This is a genomic window from Sulfurimonas sp. RIFOXYD2_FULL_34_21, assembly GCF_001830805.1.
Lineage (GTDB): Bacteria > Campylobacterota > Campylobacteria > Campylobacterales > Sulfurimonadaceae > Sulfurimonas.
The window spans coordinates 288,778-304,565 of sequence record NZ_MICH01000010.1 but is presented as its reverse complement, the minus strand read 5'-3'; the positions used below and the strand labels follow the sequence as shown (position 1 = coordinate 304,565).

The following is a 15,788-nucleotide window of genomic DNA, read 5'->3' as shown; positions in this document are numbered from 1 at the left end:
TTTTCCTTTCATTTGTTTAATATGCAGTATGAACAAAGTCAATACTGCAACCCTGCTTAAAACGATTTTTCTTCAGAATAACCATTTTTTTTACAATTTTCGCAGACTATATAATCGCTTTTTATAAGCTCTATTTCTGAATTTTTAAGCTCTTGCATATCTGCTATAGAATCTAATACTTCTACAACATCCAACAAAGAATCCTCTTTTTTTTCATAAACACCGTCTGAGATAAAAAATTCTATATCTTCATCTACATCCAGTTTGAACTTATCTGCGCAGATATCACAATCTACATCAATTTTCCCACTTAACTCTGCTCGAAGCAAAATTAATTTGTCGGCATCATACTGTAAATAACCTTTAAAAGTTATTTCATCAGATTTAACTTCAAACTCCAGTGGGGTGGAGGTTACTTTTCTAAGAGTAATCTTCAAAATATATACTTAAGAAATTTCTCTCTCAGAGAAAAAGAATGCGATTTCAATAGCTGCATTTTCTAAAGAATCGCTTCCGTGTACAGCGTTTGCATCTATATTTTCAGCAAAATCAGCACGAATTGTTCCTGCTTCTGCCTCTTTAGGATTAGTTGCACCCATTAGTTGACGGTTTTTGCTTAGTGCATTTTCGCCCTCTAATACTGAAACAACCACAGGCCCGCTAATCATAAAATCAACTAAATCGCCGAAGAAAGGTCTCTCAGAGTGAACTGCATAAAAAGCTTCAGCATCAGCGCGTGAAAGTTGAATTTTTCTAGTTGCTGCTATTTTAAGACCATTGCTCTCAAAACGATCTAAAATTTTACCTATAACACCTTTAGCAACGGCATCCGGTTTTATTATTGATAGTGTGCGTTCCATCAAATCTCCTATTGAATATATAAAATTAAGATGGAATTGTATCTAAAAAGAGTTTGTTTTAAGTTAAAATGGAAAAATTATCTGTGATTGTATAAAAAGAGGTAGGTTGCAAAGTGCTAAACACTTTGCAAAACTATAAAAGATTATCCTATTACAGGCTCTTTGCTTGAACGTTGATCTTGAGTAATATTCTCACGGTGAGCTGGGCTTTCACCAACCTCATCCCATGTAATACACCCTTCAGTAGGACATGCTGTAGCACATGCAGGCTCATCATGATAGCTAACACACTCTACACATTTATTTCCATAAACGTAATAAATTTCCTCACCCGTCGGGTTATCGTCCTCATCTACAATTGCTTCTACCGGACACTCATCTATACAAGCGCCACAGCTAATACATGTATCATTAATAATTACTGCCATTAGGATTCTCCTAGTTTTAATTTCGAGATAAGTTTAACAAAAGATTTTTAAAGATAGCTAAAAAATCTTTCATAAAACTATAATAATATTGAATTGTTACTCAAAAAGTATAAAAAATCCCCTAAAAACAGAGATTTGATAATCATTCTTATTTAACTCCTAAGTAGTTTTTGATTTCCTCTACTCTATTTGTCTCTTCCCATGTAAAACCATCTTCTTCTCTACCAAAGTGACCATAAGCGGCAGTTCTTCTGTAAATAGGGCGAAGAAGATTTAAAGATTTAATAATTCCTTTTGGAGAAAGATCAAAAAGCTCTTTAACACACTTCTCTATTTTTTCCTCTTCTATCTTGCCCGTACCATGTGTATCTACCATTATAGAGACAGGTTGTACTACACCTATTGCATAAGCAATCTGCAAAGTGACTTTATCGCATACATCCGCAGCGACTAGATTTTTAGCGACATGACGCGCAGCGTAAGCGGCACTTCTATCAACTTTTGTCGGATCTTTTCCGCTAAATGCTCCGCCTCCATGAGGACAACTCCCGCCGTATGTATCAACTATAATCTTTCTGCCCGTAAGACCTGCGTCCCCTTGAGGACCTCCGATTACAAACTTACCTGTTGGATTGATATGAAAAACGGTATTTGTATGCATCATCTCTTTAGGAATTACATGTCTAATAACTTCATTGATTACATCTTCATGTATCTTTTCTTGAGAAACATCAGGAGAGTGTTGTGTAGATACGACTACAGTTTCAACACTAACTGGTTTATCATCAATATATTTAACACTAATCTGTGCTTTTCCATCAGGGCGAAGATACGGGATAATTCCCTCTTTACGAACTTCGGCAAGCCTTTGTGTTAAACGGTGAGCTAAATATATAGGCAGAGGCATTAAAACATCTGTTTCACGACAAGCGTAACCAAACATCAGACCTTGGTCGCCTGCACCAATCTCTCCGTCTGCTTGAGTAACACCTTGGTTGATATCGGGAGATTGTTCTCCTATACCGTTTAACACCGCAGCAGAGCGATAATCAAATCCATAAGTTGCATCCGTATAGCCAATCTCTTGGACAACCTTTCTCACAATCTCTTGCATAGGGGCATAAGCCGTTGTTTTCAGTTCGCCTGCAATTACACAAAAACCATTTGACACCAGTGTTTCACACGCTACATGTGCACTTGGGTCATGTTCAATAATATAATCCAAAATCGCATCACTGATTTGATCAGCCATCTTATCAGGATGCCCTTCTGTTACAGACTCTGAAGTAAATATATACTCTTTCGTCATCGATTTTCCTTATTGAAATACAGAGTCAAGCCCCGTAAATCAGCAAAATTATATCTTATAATGCTTAATATCTATTTTTAAGCTAGATTATTAATTGATATCTCTTATCAAAAGATAAAAATTATCCTTAAATAATTTTATTACTATATTTAATCAGAGTTTTATTACTTTTATTTAGTTAAAATTTTCTAAATTAAAAAATTAAAAGGACATTTATATGTTAGTAACAAATCCAGCTCCAGATTTTACAGCTACAACAGTTTTAGCGGACGGTTCAATAGTAGAAAATTTTAAATTATCTGAAAATTTCGGCGAAAAGGGTACGGTTTTATTTTTCTACCCGCTAGACTTTACTTTTGTATGTCCATCTGAAATTATTGCTTTCTCACATAGAGTTGATGAGTTTAAAAGCCGTGGCGTGAATGTAATAGGTGTCTCAGTTGATAGCCAATTTTCACACTTTGCATGGAGAGAGACTCCTGTAAATAAAGGCGGTATCGGCAGAGTTAAGTTTCCGCTTGTTGCCGATTTAAGCAAAAAAATATCTAAAGATTATGATGTACTTTTTGGTGAGTCGGTTGCTCTTCGCGGCTCATTCTTGATTGACGGCAAAGGTATCATTCGCCACGCAGTAATAAATGATTTACCTCTTGGAAGAAATATTGACGAGATGATTCGTATGGTTGACGCTATGCAGTTTACCGATGAGCACGGCGAAGTTTGTGCTGCAGGTTGGGTAAAAGGCGATGAAGGTATGAAAGCTTCAACTGAAGGCGTTGCAGAGTATTTAGCGAAAAACAGCGAAAAACTGTAATTATTTTTAACTCTCACTTTATGTGAGAGTTACTTCTACTTTTTGTAAATTCCAAAGCTTTTTGATTCACAAAAACTATCTCTCTCCACTGACATCTAGGAGCAATAAGAGTTAACCTTTTAGGATTTAAACTTCTTGAAATTGCCACGTAAAATTGCGAGGGTGCAAAAATCTCATTAGTCTCTATAATCAAATCCTCTATGCTCATTCCTTGAGATTTATGAATAGTTATGGCATAAGAGAGTTTAATAGGGTATTGATAAACGCTAAAGAGAGCCTCTTCAACCATCTCTTTTTTGCCATCGACGCTTTTTTCCTTCCATGCGTTTTTGCTTTGCGCTAGTGGTTCAAGTTTTACTATTAAACCGTCACTCTTTTGAACATGTACAAAACTGTTGTCGATATTTAGGACAACTCCGCGTTCTCCGTTAAAATAGTTCCATGAATTTCTGGTAAAAAGAACTCTTGCTCCTACCTTTAACTCTAGCTCTTTTTCTACTCTGGCATCTTCCATAAAACGCTCTATCTCAATATCTTTAGCACTTTTTACATGTTTAATTATTTGTGCCTCTTTTACATGTAGCTCTTTTTCTACATGTGCTAATTGATTTTTATTATGTCTTGACGCAGAGTCGTTTTTTCCGAATAAAAATGTAAATTCACTTAAGTTTTCAGGCAACGGTTTTATAAACTCATTTAAATTATTGTGTATCCTCTCATCAACAAAACCATCTCTTATATTTGCTAAAAGCTCTATAAAATCTTTATCGTTAGTTCTATATATATGCGTCAATTCTATTGTATCAAACTCAAATTCACGCCATGCAGAGGACTCAAAAGCAAATCTAACCTCTTTATACCTTCTCACAACAGGCGGAAGCTGCAAAAAATCTCCCACGACCAAAAGAGAGCCTCTAAAACCTGCCTGTGTTAATCTAAGAGTTATCATTTCTAATAGAGTTTGGCTTACCATAGAGATTTCATCTATTACTATCAAATCCATACCGGAAATAAGTTTTTTAACCTTTTTACTTATCTCTAGTTTGCCGCTGCTTTCAAGCTCGCTTAAATCACTTGCGATTCCCAAATCCAAAAAACTATGCAGTGTCTGTCCGCCGATAAGAGTAGCAGCCATTCCCGTTGAAGCCAGTTTTGCAACTTTTTTTGCCTCTTCTTCATAATGTTTTATAATATTTTTAGTAATCGTAGTTTTACCGACACCTGCTCCACCGGTTAAAAAAACATTTCTTTTGATTTTTAATTTCTCTATAATATTTTTCAAATTATCCATAAAAAATTATACTATAATATAAAAAAGTTTATGAGAATTTATGAGGAACTATGGAGAGAATATTAATAATAGAAGACAATAAAACATTAGCAAAGTTGATGGCAAAAAAGATAAGTTCTGAGCTAAACTTTGAAGTTGACGTCGCTTATAAAATGTCTGAAGCCAAACTATTTTTAAAAATGTATAAATATTTTTTAACCTTGACGGATTTAAATCTTCCTGATGCGCCAGAGGGTGAAATTGTTGACTATATTTTAGAAAAAGATAATCATGTCTTGATACTAAGTGCAAATATTGACAAAGATTTTAGGGCTAAAATGCTCAAAAAAAACATCATAGACTATGTAAACAAAAGCGGCATGAACGATATAAACTATATTATTCAAACTATCAGAAGACTACATAAGAATAAAAATCATAAAATTTTACTTGTAGAAGACTCTGTTGTTTTTAGAAAACAGATGCAAGCTATGCTCGAGAATATGTTTTTTAAAGTAATTACGGTCGCTCACGGCGAAGAGGCACTTGGTATTCTTAGTACGATACCTGATATCAGCTTGGTCTTGACGGACTATCATATGCCGGTAATTGACGGTCTTGAACTGACGCAAGAGATAAGAAAAACATACACTAAAAATGATTTGGCAGTTATTGTAATGTCAGGCGATAACGACGAAGAGACTACCGCATTATTTTTGAAAAACGGTGCAAACGACTACATAAAAAAACCTTTCTCAAAAGAGGAGTTCTCTTGCAGAATCAACAACTCGATAGAAGCGCTTGAAAACATACATGCCATAACAAACCATGCAAACCGTGACTTTTTAACCGGACTTTACAACAGAAGATACTTTTTTGAAAATGCCGCTAAATACTTTGACGAAGCTGTTTATAATTCGGAAAGTTTTGCAATTGCTATGATAAATATAGACAATTTTAAAAAAATAAGAGACAATTACGGACATGAGGGGAGTGAAAAGGTAATAAACGGCGTAGCTGATATTTTAAGAGCAAATACAAATCAAAACGACATAGTAGCAAGATTTGGCGGCGAAGATTTTTGCGTATTGGTTAAAAACACAACTCCGGCTAGCGCACTAAGCATTTTTGAGAGATTAAGAGAAAAAGTACAAAATTCGGTTACTATTTCGGATAAAGCGCAAGAGATAAGATTTACGGTTTCTATCGGAGCTTCTTTAAAGAATGAAGATACGCTTGAAGAGACCGTAAATCAAGCCGACATGTTATTATACAACGCAAAACTAGGCGGCAAAAATCAGGTTGTTCACAACTAAGGTTCTAAAACTATAACCTCTCCGAATGGAACTTCACTCTCTTTTGGAGATATCCATTTTACGCTAAAGTTCGGCTCCTCTTTTGGAAAAACTCCGTCTAAGTCAGTAAAATACAGAAGCAGTTTTGTATCTGCGAGTTCCTTTTCTATAAACTCAAAAACAGGTCTAAAGTCAGTTGCTCCGCCGCCTTTTACTTCCGCTTCTAAGATATCGCCGCCGTAAAAAGTTTTATGTGTTCTAATCTTATCGTCACATACAAGCAAATCTATCTGAAAATTTGAAATCGTATTCATAAGAAAATTAAGCTCACTCAAAAATTCACCTAAAAGCTTTTCATCAACCGAACCTGAACTGTCAACTGCAACGACAAGCTGAAATCTTTGGCTAGTAGATGAAGGCAGATAGATGCCTACATGTAAGAACTTTTTATTTGGCGGTATCAAAGTAAAATCATCTTTGTAAAACCTCTCAAGCGCCGCTTTTAACTCATTTCTCCAGTCGATTTTTCCGTTACATGTAAGAGTAAAAAATCTCTCTAGCGAGCTTGGAACTTCGCCGTTTTTCACCTCGGTATCGACTGTGGCTTTTGCAAACTCTTCAAACAGTTGTTCATCTTGGCTTAATTGCAAATTTGCAGAGCTGTTTTGCTTGTCGGTCTCATTTTGAACATCATCCGACTCATCAGCTTCATACTCCAACTCATCTCGCAAAATATCCTCTTTTAACAGGACATAAATCTCTTCTGCGTACATGCCGCTAAAACGCTCAGAATAATGCGCTTCATGAGGTCGCTCTAAGCCGTTTTCAACCAACATGTCATTTATGGCATAGTCAGTTGAGAGCTGCCAAAGCCAACCGCTTCTGCCGCTTTTTCTAGCTTCATGAGAGAGTGAAGCGTGCATTGCAGCGTTTGCAAAAACAAACTCCATCTCGGCAATTTCCAAAGAGTTTAAAAAATCACCGTTGTACTCAAGTCTGATGCCGTTGCTTTTAAAGCTTTGTATATCGTCGTTTTTAACCAGCTCCACCTTTGAGGCTATTGTGCCAAAGAGTGGATAATCCACTAAAAGTCTGGCTTTGGCTTGTGAGATTTTTTGCTCGATGCTTGACATGTAAAGATATCCGTTTTTTAAGGCTATTATATCAAAGTAAGAATATCTTACAATAATAAAATCTTAAACACTTCTAATAATCAAATTCTCATTTGTCTTTGTACTTTTTTCAACAATCAACACACATTTAACATGTAAGTTATTTTTGTTTTTTTAAGTTACTGTGTATATAATGTGTTTGAATATATAGTTATACGCTCACTGCGTGACCGGATAACGGCAGGATATTTATGGAAAATTTAACAATTAAAGAATTGCATTCACTTCGTATCGCAATATTTGATAATGCAGAAAATTTACAAAAAGAAGCTAAGTTACTACTAGACAATGAAATGTTTAGTAGAGCTTATCTTCTTGCTTATTTTTGTTTTGAAGAACTAGGAAAAATCCCAATTATAGTTGGGGTTATTGCAAAAATTGAATTAGGCGAAACTGTTGATTGGAAGAAATTAAAAAAACGCTTCTATAATCATACAAAAAAAATCACATCTCAAAACTATCATTATTATATGTTTGGTTTGGAAACTGACCTACAAAGCAACAGTGATGTGAAATGGTTAAAAAAAGCTAACATTTCAGTTGGCAGTTCTTTTGAAAAAAAGAACTTAGCTACATATGTAGATGCTAAAAATAAAGAATTTTTGCTTCCATCTGAACAAATCACAAAAGATGAATGTCAAGAATTAGTTAAATTTGCATTTGAATGTTTGCGAGCACATTGGCATTCAGAGACACTTACAAATCCAATATTAAGCGAGCTTGCTAACAAAACATAGTAGCCAATAAATTACTTAACGGCAATTTATTGGACTATATTCAAATGTTATTAGGGAACAGTAAATGAACAAAGTACTAGAAACTTCATTTTATACAATGTGTAAAAAATACAATTTAATGCTAAAAGACTTTTATCCAGCTCGTGGTTCAACAGGATTTACTGAATCTAATCAAGTTCATATATATGTAAATTCATTAGTAAAAGAGTTAAACGATGATTTCATAATAGAATGGTTAGAATTTCCATGGGTTGACAAAAAGCAGCATATAGATGCAATGGTATATTCACCAAAGCATAAAACAATTTTTTATATTGAAGCTAAGCGTTTTTCTCATCAGTCTAAAAAACAATCTCTTGCAAGAGATATAAATCGATTGATAAATGACGATAAATCTTTCATTAAAGAATATAATATTAAAGATATAAAAAATCAATATATCATTGCATTATCAGATATATGGCTTGAAACAACATGGAAAAAAAATATTAAAAAATGGTGGCAAAACAACTGTGAAGATTCTTTTGAAAATTTATTAAAAAATGCATATGCAGTTGATTGGAGTGATGCTTCTAAATATTACAAAGAACTTGATTCTGTAAAAAACTATGCACTATTAATGGGTTGTAAAAAAATATAACAAGTCGCTGGAGCGAACACTCTCTTCCCTCTCTCAATAAGTCTAACGAAAGCTACGCTTTCTTATACTTATCTCTGAGTTTCGCTCAGCACTGCCGTTATATGATTAAATATGAAAGTTAATAAATGAACGAAGAAAAATATATTAAATTAAAACAGTTGTTAATTGATGGAAAATATAATTTATTTGAAAATGATTTATCAAAGTTAGAATTTGATGAATTAATAGAATTTTCGCATTGCGCATATGAAAATTATGACAATAAAAAAGATTTTTTAGAAAATTATTATGGAATAAAACTTTTAGGTGAAATAACATATTTGATTACAACTAAAAAATTAATTACTATAAATTTAGGTAAATCTGAACTAAATAAATTTAGAGAATTAATATTTAGAGGGTTGGCTAGTGCGACAGAAAAATCTTTTCAACTAGGGTATTATAATGATGCCGAAAAATATGCCTTATCAATTATTAACTTTCATGAAATAGATAATGATATTTACTTGTCTTTTCTTTCTACTCTAGCGCATTGTGCACATTATCAAAATGATGTTATCAAGGAATTATCTTATTGTCAAAAAATGCTAGATATTAATTCAAAAGATCCAAGAATACTTGTTAATTATTCTTATGCATTAATGAGAAATAAAAAGTACACCGAAGCAAAGATAGAATTAGAAAAATGTTTAAAGTTAGGATATAAAGATTTTTTTGTTTACAACCAATTACTAAATGTTTGTGTCTATGGTGATAAGGATTTCAATAAAGCTTTTTCATATATAGAAAACATTTTTGAAATATCAAATGGTGGAATGGATTTAAATGATAGAAATAAATCTATTATATTTAATAATTTACTTGCAGTAGTTGGATTAAGTGGAGATGAAAATTTATTAACTCATATTTATGATTTTAAACATAAAACCATTTCATTAGACTGGTATGAACTAGCAGAAATATATGAGTTCATGAATCAAGGCATATTTGAACTAAATAATACTAATTATATTCAGGCTCAAAAATATTTTCTACAAATTGAACAGAAAAATAGAGAAGGCAAAGCTATACAGCTTGCACAGTTCTTAAATAAGATTTGTATAATACTAAAAGAATATACAACTATAAAAAAGCTTGATGATATTAAAACATTATTTAAATATATAAAGACGATTGAAGTAGAAGAATTTTTTAAAGAGTATAAAGAAGTTATAGAAAACTATTTTTATCTATTAAATGCTTTTATTCTATTACTAGAAGATAATGTACAAATTGATGAATTAGATATACGAAAAAATAAACTACAAGAATTTAATCGTTTAAACTTAACTACATCAGAATTTATCCATAAAAGTTTTCAGCTAATAAAGTTAATAGAAAATTATATAAATGACTCTCAAAACTCTATATTAAAAGATAATATAAAAAACGAATATGAAATAAAATTAAAAAAATTAATAGACTTATCATTTGATATTAAAAATGAGACCTCATTTTTATATTCATTAAATAGCAAAGAAGATATAAATTTATTGTTGTGTAATTTAACACTTAAAACTATAGAATTAATGCAAAAAAATGAACCAACATTTGTAAAAGAATATAAATTAAAGAAAACAACTCAATTGTTAGAGGCAGATTTTAGAAATATTGTTTATTATAATTTTGGATTAAGTCTTGATATAACAATATCAGCTGAAGCATTAAGCCGTGTAGGAAGAACTGACTTACAACTTGAAAGTAAAAAATTTGGAACAAAAACTTTTGAATTTAAAATTTGGGGTAGCAATGATTATAAAAATGTAGTTAAACAAATTTATGAATATCTAACAGATTTTGAAGATGTGGGTTTTATATTTATGGTGAATAAAAATAAAAAAACTATTGATGATGAATATATTGAAAATTTAAAATCTAATGACATGGGATATATTTCAAATAGTTTCGAAAAAAAAGAAATGAATAATTATAATATTCTTATTTCTAAACATAAAATACATGTAAAAGAAAAAACTATATATCATTTTATTTATAATTTGTATTAAAAGCTATTTAGAATAGAGAAAAATGGAAAAATGGTGCCTGACACTCATTTGCACATTTGCAAGCATTAAGTTTGCAAATAAACTTGAAAAACTAATTTTTTTAATCCCTGAGAATCCATTAAAATACAAATCATCTATTTATTTTCAAAATGAAAATGTAAGAGATATGACATATAAAAGCTACACAATAGTTTATAAAGTCAGTTTTCAAAAAAATACTATAGAAGTCTTAAGGGTCTTTAACCAAAACAAGCCAACTAACTAAAAGATACAACAAAACATAGTAGTCAAGAAATTGACGATTGTTCTGCGACTTGTGTTTGGTTTGATAATAAAAAAGTTGAGAGACATACTTTTTTATTACTCACACTTGAAACTGTTGCATAGTTTTATTTAATGATAAAATATACACCATTTTGCTAAAATGGTGTATATTTTAAATAACGGGCAAAAAAAATCATAAATTCACTTCCAACAGATAGTTCATATGATGAAATCATTAAAGAACTTGCATTTGATAGAATGATAAAAAAAGGTTTAGAAGATTCTAAAAATGGTAAAACTATTTCAAGCAAAGAGATGGAACATAGAATCAAACAATGGTAAATATTAACTGGACTGATGAAGCAAGTTTTTGGCTTAAAGATATTCACGATTATATAGCGCAAGATGATACAAATAATGAAGTTATAATTTTACTTTATGGACATTATCGTATTGCATATTTGATAAAAGACTAAATACACCATTTTATCGGTTTTATGCCGTGTCCGATTAGATACTCGTTCGTCTTTGAAAACGGTTTTGAGCCAAAAAAGCCTCTGTATGAAGAGAGTGGTGATGGATGGGGAGCTTTTAGGATAAGATGTTTTGAAGCATCTATCAGTGATGCTTTTGCGGCGGCAGGGCTTCCCCAGAGAATGAAAACCAGATTTTCTTTTTGATAACTCAATATTCTTATAACCGCATCGGTAAATATCTCCCAACCCATATTTTTATGGGAGTTTGCCTCATTCGCACGAACACTCAAAACGGTATTTATCAAAAAAACACCCTCTTTTGCCCACTGTGTAAGATTTCCGCTTTTGGGAATATCACAGCCCATATCGTCTTGCAACTCTTTAAAAATATTTTTAAGCGAAGGCGGATGAGGGATGCCGTCGTTTACCGAAAATGCAAGTCCGTGAGCCTGATTTGCACCATGATAAGGGTCTTGCCCCAGTATCACTACTTTTACATTTTCAAACGGAGTGTTGTCGAATGCCGCAAAAATATTCGCACCTTTTGGATACACCGTATGATTTTTTTTCTCATCTACCAAAAAGCTTTTTAGCGAAATAAAATAAGGCTTTTGAAACTCGTCAAAAAGTATTTTTTTCCAACTATCTTCTATTTTCGGGTCTATCATGTTTGCTCACTTTTTATTTAAATTATGCCAAAAGATAAGCAAACTTTTTAACCCACTCTTTAAAAACTGCCGAGTGTTCCATTCTCACACCGTTTCTTTGCAAGTCTTGGACTATCATAACGGCAAACTCGCTCTTTAGCTCCATTGTATAAGAGAGCAGATTATCGAGTCTCTCATCACTGCCTTCTTTTAGGTATGCGCTTACAAGTCCCGTACTTAGAGCATAAAGAACATCTACCTCATCGCTGTACTCGCCGCTTCCGTTGTCTAATATAGTGTTTATATCAGGCAGTTTATGCATAACCTTTGCAAATGCTAAAAAAGAGACGGCAACTTCGCGCCCGACTGCTCCGCTTATGGTATCTAAAAGCAGCTCGTTTGAAACTCGGCTTTTGAGTATTTTGTTGACATATTCCCAGCTTCTAGGCGTTGCAAAGCTTTTTACATCACTCTTTGCATCAAAGGTGAACAAATGTTCGCTTCTGTATGAGATGTATGAAATTACTTTCTCGTCAATCTCTTTTTTATAAGCCCAAAGTCTCCAATCCTCTACATGTACATCCATCTCAAAATGAACAAATCTGTTTGCCAAAGGGCTTGGCATACGGTATGTCACGCCTCTGTCGCCCTCACGGTTTCCTGCCGCGACTATCGCCCAACCATCAGGAAGTTCATACTCTCCTACTTTTCTATCGAGTATAAGCTGATAGGCAGAAGCTTGAACGCTAGGAGCGGCAGAGTTTAGCTCATCTAAAAATAAAATTCCCTCTCCCGTGCGGGGCAAAAAAGCAGGAGGCGCCCAAAGAGCGGTATGAGAATCTTTGTCGTAAAAAGGGATTCCTTTTAAGTCGGTCGGATCCATAAGTGCGAGTCTTAAGTCAATAAAACCTATATTTCTCTCATCGGCTATCTGCTTGACTATTGACGACTTTCCGATTCCGGGCGCGCCCCATAAAAAAGTGGGAACTCTCTGTTCGATTAAAGAGTTTATTACAGTTATCAGATTTGTGGCTCTCAAACTTCCCACCCTATATTTTCTTGTTGTATATGTTTGCCAAAAGAGGGATTTTCTTTTACCTCTCTAGCTAGTCTTGAGTCTAATTGAAACTGGTATAAAATCTCTATCGGAGTACTTTTATTTTTTGCCAGTGCTTTTAAAACTTCTATATCCAAACTCTTTGACAATGCTTTTAAAATATGAGAAGGCGTATTTTCATTATTTGCCAAATAGAGATGATTTTTTTCATCTTTATATGCCTCTTCAAGATTCTCTTTTGGCGTAGCCGGATTTTCGTAAACGGCAAATCTTATATCATCCGAGTCTTCAGACAAAAGCTTGCCTACCAGCCTTTCGTCTAAATTACTATTTATTGCCAAATGAAGCATAACTTCTTGTTTATTTAAAGAGTGTAGTCTTGTTTGCATCTCAAATGTCAGTGATTCATTTAAAGCCAGTGCAGAGTGCTGTTTTTTAATAAGTAGTTCAAAAAGCTCATTGTTTAGTTTTACATGTTTTGCAATATTTTTTACAGATCTATCTGCTTCTAAAAACTTATCTATTACGCTTTTTGACAAATTAAAATTATACGAGAGCGCTTCGTGAACATCCTCATGCATATCGTCATACAGTATATTTTGCATATCTTCATCACAATTTTGACGCATTGCTATAAGAGTTTTTATATATGAATCTGATTTTTTTATAAATGACTTAAGTACGTTTTTTGGAGCATTTACATGTATTGCGATGGAAGATAAAATATTGTAATTTGCACTTTTTTTGTCGCTATCAAAACTTTTTTGCAGAGGCTCAAGCTCTGATATAGCTTCTATAAGCTCCTCACGATTAGTCTGCACTATAAGATGCATTAAACCCGAAGTCGCATACTGAACGTTGTGGTTTCTCTCAATATTTTGGTAAAAGCGCAAAATAAGTGCAGCACTTACATCGCGGTTATCGTCATTTTCAAAGAAATCTTCTTTGCTCCACGAATACATCTTCAGCAGTTTAAAAAAAAGTTCATCGCTTATAGTTGAGTTTTGCAAGAAACTCTTTAGTCTATCTTTGTCATGAGAGAGTTTCAAGCTCATTAAAAGAGTATCGGTGTCTATATATTTTGCAAGTTCTTTTTCAAAACTGTCTATCGAAATGAATTCAAGCTCTTTTGAGTATCTTTCATATAGTTTCTCACTATCCTTTTGCTCATAAGGCGTCATCATTTTGCCCTCAACAACAACCATAACATCTTCGCAAAATTCATTAACGACTCTTATATTATGAGACTTAAGCTGGGAGCCAAATTCATCCATGCTAAAAGCACGGCTTTTACCAAAAAGCAAAATAGATTTATCTTGTAATTTTTTTAAATTCATAAGGCAAATTATACATATTTTTATTTAGTTTTCTCTTCTTTGTTATACTTTAGCACTATTTTAATCAAAATACATGTTAGGAACACTATATGAAGCTTTATGCACCTTGGGAGAAGGCTTTTAAAAAAGTATCTACTCCTTTTGAAAATTTTTTACATGCTCAAACTACCACAGGTTTAATTTTGATGTTTATGACAATTGTGGCTTTAATCGCCGCTAATTCACAATTTGCAGAGGCTTACAAACACTTTTTTCATACAGAAATTAGTTTCGGATTTGGCTCTTTTGGTATCTCTCACTCAATTCATCACTGGATAAATGACGGTCTTATGGCTATATTTTTCTTTATTATCGGACTAGAAATTAAAAGAGAGATTCTAGTAGGAGAGCTTTCAAATATCAAAGTTGCCATATTGCCGATTCTATCCGCTATAGGAGGGATGGCTTTACCGGCACTTATATATATCGGTTTTAACGGCAATGGTGAAGGTGCAAACGGCTGGGGTATTCCTATGGCAACAGATATAGCATTTGCCATCAGCGCTCTAGTTTTGCTTGGCAACAGAGTCTCTGCATCGCTTGTTACGTTTTTAGTCGCACTTGCTATCGTGGATGATTTAGGAGCAGTTATTGTTATCGCTCTGTTTTATACAAGTGATATAAATATGATATCCCTCTTTTTTGCTTTTGCCTCTTTTTTGGTTTTGGTGTCTTTTAACCGTTTTGGAATCCATGCAGTTTTACCCTACTTTTTAGTTGGTCTTGGTATGTGGTTTTTTATGCTTGAATCCGGTGTTCATGCAACAATTGCAGGTGTAATTGCCGCTATGGCGATACCTTCAAAACCAAAATACGCTCCTGCTAATTTTACGACACATACTAAAAACCTTCTTGATGAGTTTGATAACTATCCGGTTGCAACAGACCATATGATGCATGAAAAGCAAAAAGCGATTGTTCAAAACATAAAAGACAAAATAGACTCTATCGGCGCTCCAGCCTCAAGACTCGAACATACGCTTCATCTTCCTATCAGTTTACTCGTGATACCTCTTTTTGCCCTTGCAAATGCAGGAATATCAATAGATTTTTCATCTATAAAAGATACTGTCGCACAACCTGTTTCAATCGGAATAATCATGGGGTTAATTGTAGGAAAAGTGATAGGGATAGCAGGTGTAGCGTGGCTTGCTATAAAAATGAAAATCGCAACACTTCCACAAGATACTACCATGAGTCAGATTTTCGGTGTCGCATTTTTGGGTGGAATCGGCTTTACCATGTCTATATTTGTTGCCGACTTAGCATTTTTAGGAAATGAAGATTTAATCTTTCAAGCAAAAATAGGTATCCTAACAGCCTCTTTGTTTGCAGGAGTTATAGGCTATATATTGCTCAAATATATTATAAAACCGAGCAATCAAGCAGAGTAAGTTT

At 33.4% G+C, this 15,788-nt stretch carries 17 protein-coding genes; 8 read left to right on the top strand and 9 right to left on the bottom strand.

Features of this window, described 5'->3' with window-relative positions; all coding sequences use genetic code 11:
- Positions 1 to 56: 56 nt before the first annotated feature.
- The 4 genes from A2530_RS07160 to metK all read right to left on the bottom strand — a co-directional run bounded on the left by A2530_RS07160 (position 57) and on the right by metK (position 2,597).
- Positions 57 to 437 (bottom strand): hypothetical protein, encoded by a 381-nt coding sequence (locus A2530_RS07160; RefSeq protein ID WP_294884762.1) that lies wholly within the window; start codon positions 435 to 437, stop codon positions 57 to 59.
- Positions 438 to 446: 9 nt separating this feature from the next.
- Entirely contained in the window at positions 447 to 860 is a 414-nt protein-coding gene (gene ndk / locus A2530_RS07155; protein ID WP_294884764.1) for a nucleoside-diphosphate kinase, read from the bottom strand.
- Positions 861 to 1,003: 143 nt separating this feature from the next.
- Entirely contained in the window at positions 1,004 to 1,288 is a 285-nt protein-coding gene (locus A2530_RS07150; RefSeq protein WP_294884766.1) for a DUF362 domain-containing protein, read from the bottom strand.
- 148 nt (positions 1,289 to 1,436) lie between these two features.
- Complete coding sequence (metK, locus tag A2530_RS07145; RefSeq protein WP_294884767.1) at positions 1,437 to 2,597, bottom strand: methionine adenosyltransferase; 1,161 nt, start codon at positions 2,595 to 2,597, stop codon at positions 1,437 to 1,439.
- A gap of 217 nt (positions 2,598 to 2,814) precedes the next feature.
- Between metK and A2530_RS07140 the strand changes: the two genes are divergently transcribed.
- Positions 2,815 to 3,411, top strand: a complete 597-nt coding sequence (locus A2530_RS07140) for a peroxiredoxin (RefSeq protein WP_294884769.1) — start codon at positions 2,815 to 2,817, stop codon at positions 3,409 to 3,411.
- Between the two features lie 13 nt (positions 3,412 to 3,424).
- Here the strand turns inward: A2530_RS07140 and A2530_RS07135 are convergent, their stop codons facing one another.
- Positions 3,425 to 4,702: an ATP-dependent RecD-like DNA helicase gene (locus A2530_RS07135; protein ID WP_294884771.1), complete on the bottom strand. Its 1,278-nt coding sequence runs from the start codon at positions 4,700 to 4,702 to the stop codon at positions 3,425 to 3,427.
- Between the two features lie 50 nt (positions 4,703 to 4,752).
- Here A2530_RS07135 and A2530_RS07130 point away from each other — a divergent pair, with 50 nt between their 5' ends.
- On the top strand, positions 4,753 to 5,997 hold the full coding sequence (locus A2530_RS07130) for a response regulator (protein ID WP_294884773.1): 1,245 nt from the start codon (positions 4,753 to 4,755) through the stop codon (positions 5,995 to 5,997).
- Here the strand turns inward: A2530_RS07130 and A2530_RS07125 are convergent.
- Complete coding sequence (locus A2530_RS07125; protein ID WP_294884775.1) at positions 5,994 to 7,109, bottom strand: VWA-like domain-containing protein; 1,116 nt, start codon at positions 7,107 to 7,109, stop codon at positions 5,994 to 5,996. The genes A2530_RS07130 and A2530_RS07125 overlap by 4 nt on opposite strands.
- A 230-nt stretch (positions 7,110 to 7,339) precedes the next feature.
- On the opposite strand from A2530_RS07125, the gene A2530_RS07120 reads away from it, so the two are divergent.
- From A2530_RS07120 to A2530_RS07105, 5 genes are all read left to right on the top strand, one after another.
- Positions 7,340 to 7,885, top strand: a complete 546-nt coding sequence (locus A2530_RS07120) for an AbiV family abortive infection protein (protein ID WP_294884777.1) — start codon at positions 7,340 to 7,342, stop codon at positions 7,883 to 7,885.
- 64 nt (positions 7,886 to 7,949) lie between these two features.
- Positions 7,950 to 8,525 (top strand): hypothetical protein, encoded by a 576-nt coding sequence (locus A2530_RS07115; protein WP_294884779.1) that lies wholly within the window; start codon positions 7,950 to 7,952, stop codon positions 8,523 to 8,525.
- 125 nt (positions 8,526 to 8,650) lie between these two features.
- Positions 8,651 to 10,570: a hypothetical protein gene (locus A2530_RS07110; RefSeq protein WP_294884780.1), complete on the top strand. Its 1,920-nt coding sequence runs from the start codon at positions 8,651 to 8,653 to the stop codon at positions 10,568 to 10,570.
- Between the two features lie 22 nt (positions 10,571 to 10,592).
- Complete coding sequence (locus A2530_RS11920; protein ID WP_363113990.1) at positions 10,593 to 10,835, top strand: type II toxin-antitoxin system RelE/ParE family toxin; 243 nt, start codon at positions 10,593 to 10,595, stop codon at positions 10,833 to 10,835.
- A 334-nt stretch (positions 10,836 to 11,169) separates the two neighbouring features.
- Positions 11,170 to 11,310: a hypothetical protein gene (locus A2530_RS07105; protein WP_294884781.1), complete on the top strand. Its 141-nt coding sequence runs from the start codon at positions 11,170 to 11,172 to the stop codon at positions 11,308 to 11,310.
- Here the strand turns inward: A2530_RS07105 and A2530_RS07100 are convergent.
- From A2530_RS07100 to A2530_RS07090, 3 genes are read right to left on the bottom strand one after another with little or no spacing between them, the layout of a single operon-like run.
- Entirely contained in the window at positions 11,307 to 11,978 is a 672-nt protein-coding gene (locus A2530_RS07100; RefSeq protein ID WP_294884783.1) for a uracil-DNA glycosylase, read from the bottom strand. The two genes, A2530_RS07105 and A2530_RS07100, sit on opposite strands and share 4 nt — an antisense overlap.
- A 22-nt stretch (positions 11,979 to 12,000) precedes the next feature.
- Complete coding sequence (locus A2530_RS07095; protein ID WP_294884785.1) at positions 12,001 to 12,996, bottom strand: MoxR family ATPase; 996 nt, start codon at positions 12,994 to 12,996, stop codon at positions 12,001 to 12,003.
- Positions 12,993 to 14,351, bottom strand: coding sequence for a hypothetical protein (locus tag A2530_RS07090; protein WP_294884787.1), 1,359 nt, complete (start codon positions 14,349 to 14,351; stop codon positions 12,993 to 12,995). The genes A2530_RS07095 and A2530_RS07090 overlap by 4 nt, the downstream gene beginning before the upstream one ends.
- Before the next feature lie 89 nt (positions 14,352 to 14,440).
- Between A2530_RS07090 and nhaA the strand changes: the two genes are divergently transcribed.
- On the top strand, positions 14,441 to 15,784 hold the full coding sequence (gene nhaA, locus A2530_RS07085) for a Na+/H+ antiporter NhaA (protein ID WP_294884789.1): 1,344 nt from the start codon (positions 14,441 to 14,443) through the stop codon (positions 15,782 to 15,784).
- Positions 15,785 to 15,788 lie beyond the last annotated feature (4 nt).

Excerpts from the sequence above, each read along its gene's own strand:
- A2530_RS07135 (WP_294884771.1), bottom strand. The coding sequence starts at position 4,702 with ATGGATAATTTGAAAAATATTATAGAGAAATTAAAAATCAAAAGAAAT.
- A2530_RS11920 (WP_363113990.1), top strand. The coding sequence starts at position 10,593 with ATGGAAAAATGGTGCCTGACACTCATTTGCACATTTGCAAGCATTAAG.
- A2530_RS07100 (WP_294884783.1), bottom strand. The coding sequence starts at position 11,978 with ATGATAGACCCGAAAATAGAAGATAGTTGGAAAAAAATACTTTTTGAC.
- A2530_RS07130 (WP_294884773.1), top strand. The coding sequence starts at position 4,753 with ATGGAGAGAATATTAATAATAGAAGACAATAAAACATTAGCAAAGTTG.
- nhaA (WP_294884789.1), top strand. The coding sequence starts at position 14,441 with ATGAAGCTTTATGCACCTTGGGAGAAGGCTTTTAAAAAAGTATCTACT.
- A2530_RS07105 (WP_294884781.1), top strand. The coding sequence starts at position 11,170 with ATGGTAAATATTAACTGGACTGATGAAGCAAGTTTTTGGCTTAAAGAT.
- A2530_RS07125 (WP_294884775.1), bottom strand. The coding sequence starts at position 7,109 with ATGTCAAGCATCGAGCAAAAAATCTCACAAGCCAAAGCCAGACTTTTA.
- A2530_RS07115 (WP_294884779.1), top strand. The coding sequence starts at position 7,950 with ATGAACAAAGTACTAGAAACTTCATTTTATACAATGTGTAAAAAATAC.
- ndk (WP_294884764.1), bottom strand. The coding sequence starts at position 860 with ATGGAACGCACACTATCAATAATAAAACCGGATGCCGTTGCTAAAGGT.
- metK (WP_294884767.1), bottom strand. The coding sequence starts at position 2,597 with ATGACGAAAGAGTATATATTTACTTCAGAGTCTGTAACAGAAGGGCAT.
- A2530_RS07090 (WP_294884787.1), bottom strand. The coding sequence starts at position 14,351 with ATGAATTTAAAAAAATTACAAGATAAATCTATTTTGCTTTTTGGTAAA.
- A2530_RS07150 (WP_294884766.1), bottom strand. The coding sequence starts at position 1,288 with ATGGCAGTAATTATTAATGATACATGTATTAGCTGTGGCGCTTGTATA.
- A2530_RS07120 (WP_294884777.1), top strand. The coding sequence starts at position 7,340 with ATGGAAAATTTAACAATTAAAGAATTGCATTCACTTCGTATCGCAATA.
- A2530_RS07140 (WP_294884769.1), top strand. The coding sequence starts at position 2,815 with ATGTTAGTAACAAATCCAGCTCCAGATTTTACAGCTACAACAGTTTTA.
- A2530_RS07110 (WP_294884780.1), top strand. The coding sequence starts at position 8,651 with ATGAACGAAGAAAAATATATTAAATTAAAACAGTTGTTAATTGATGGA.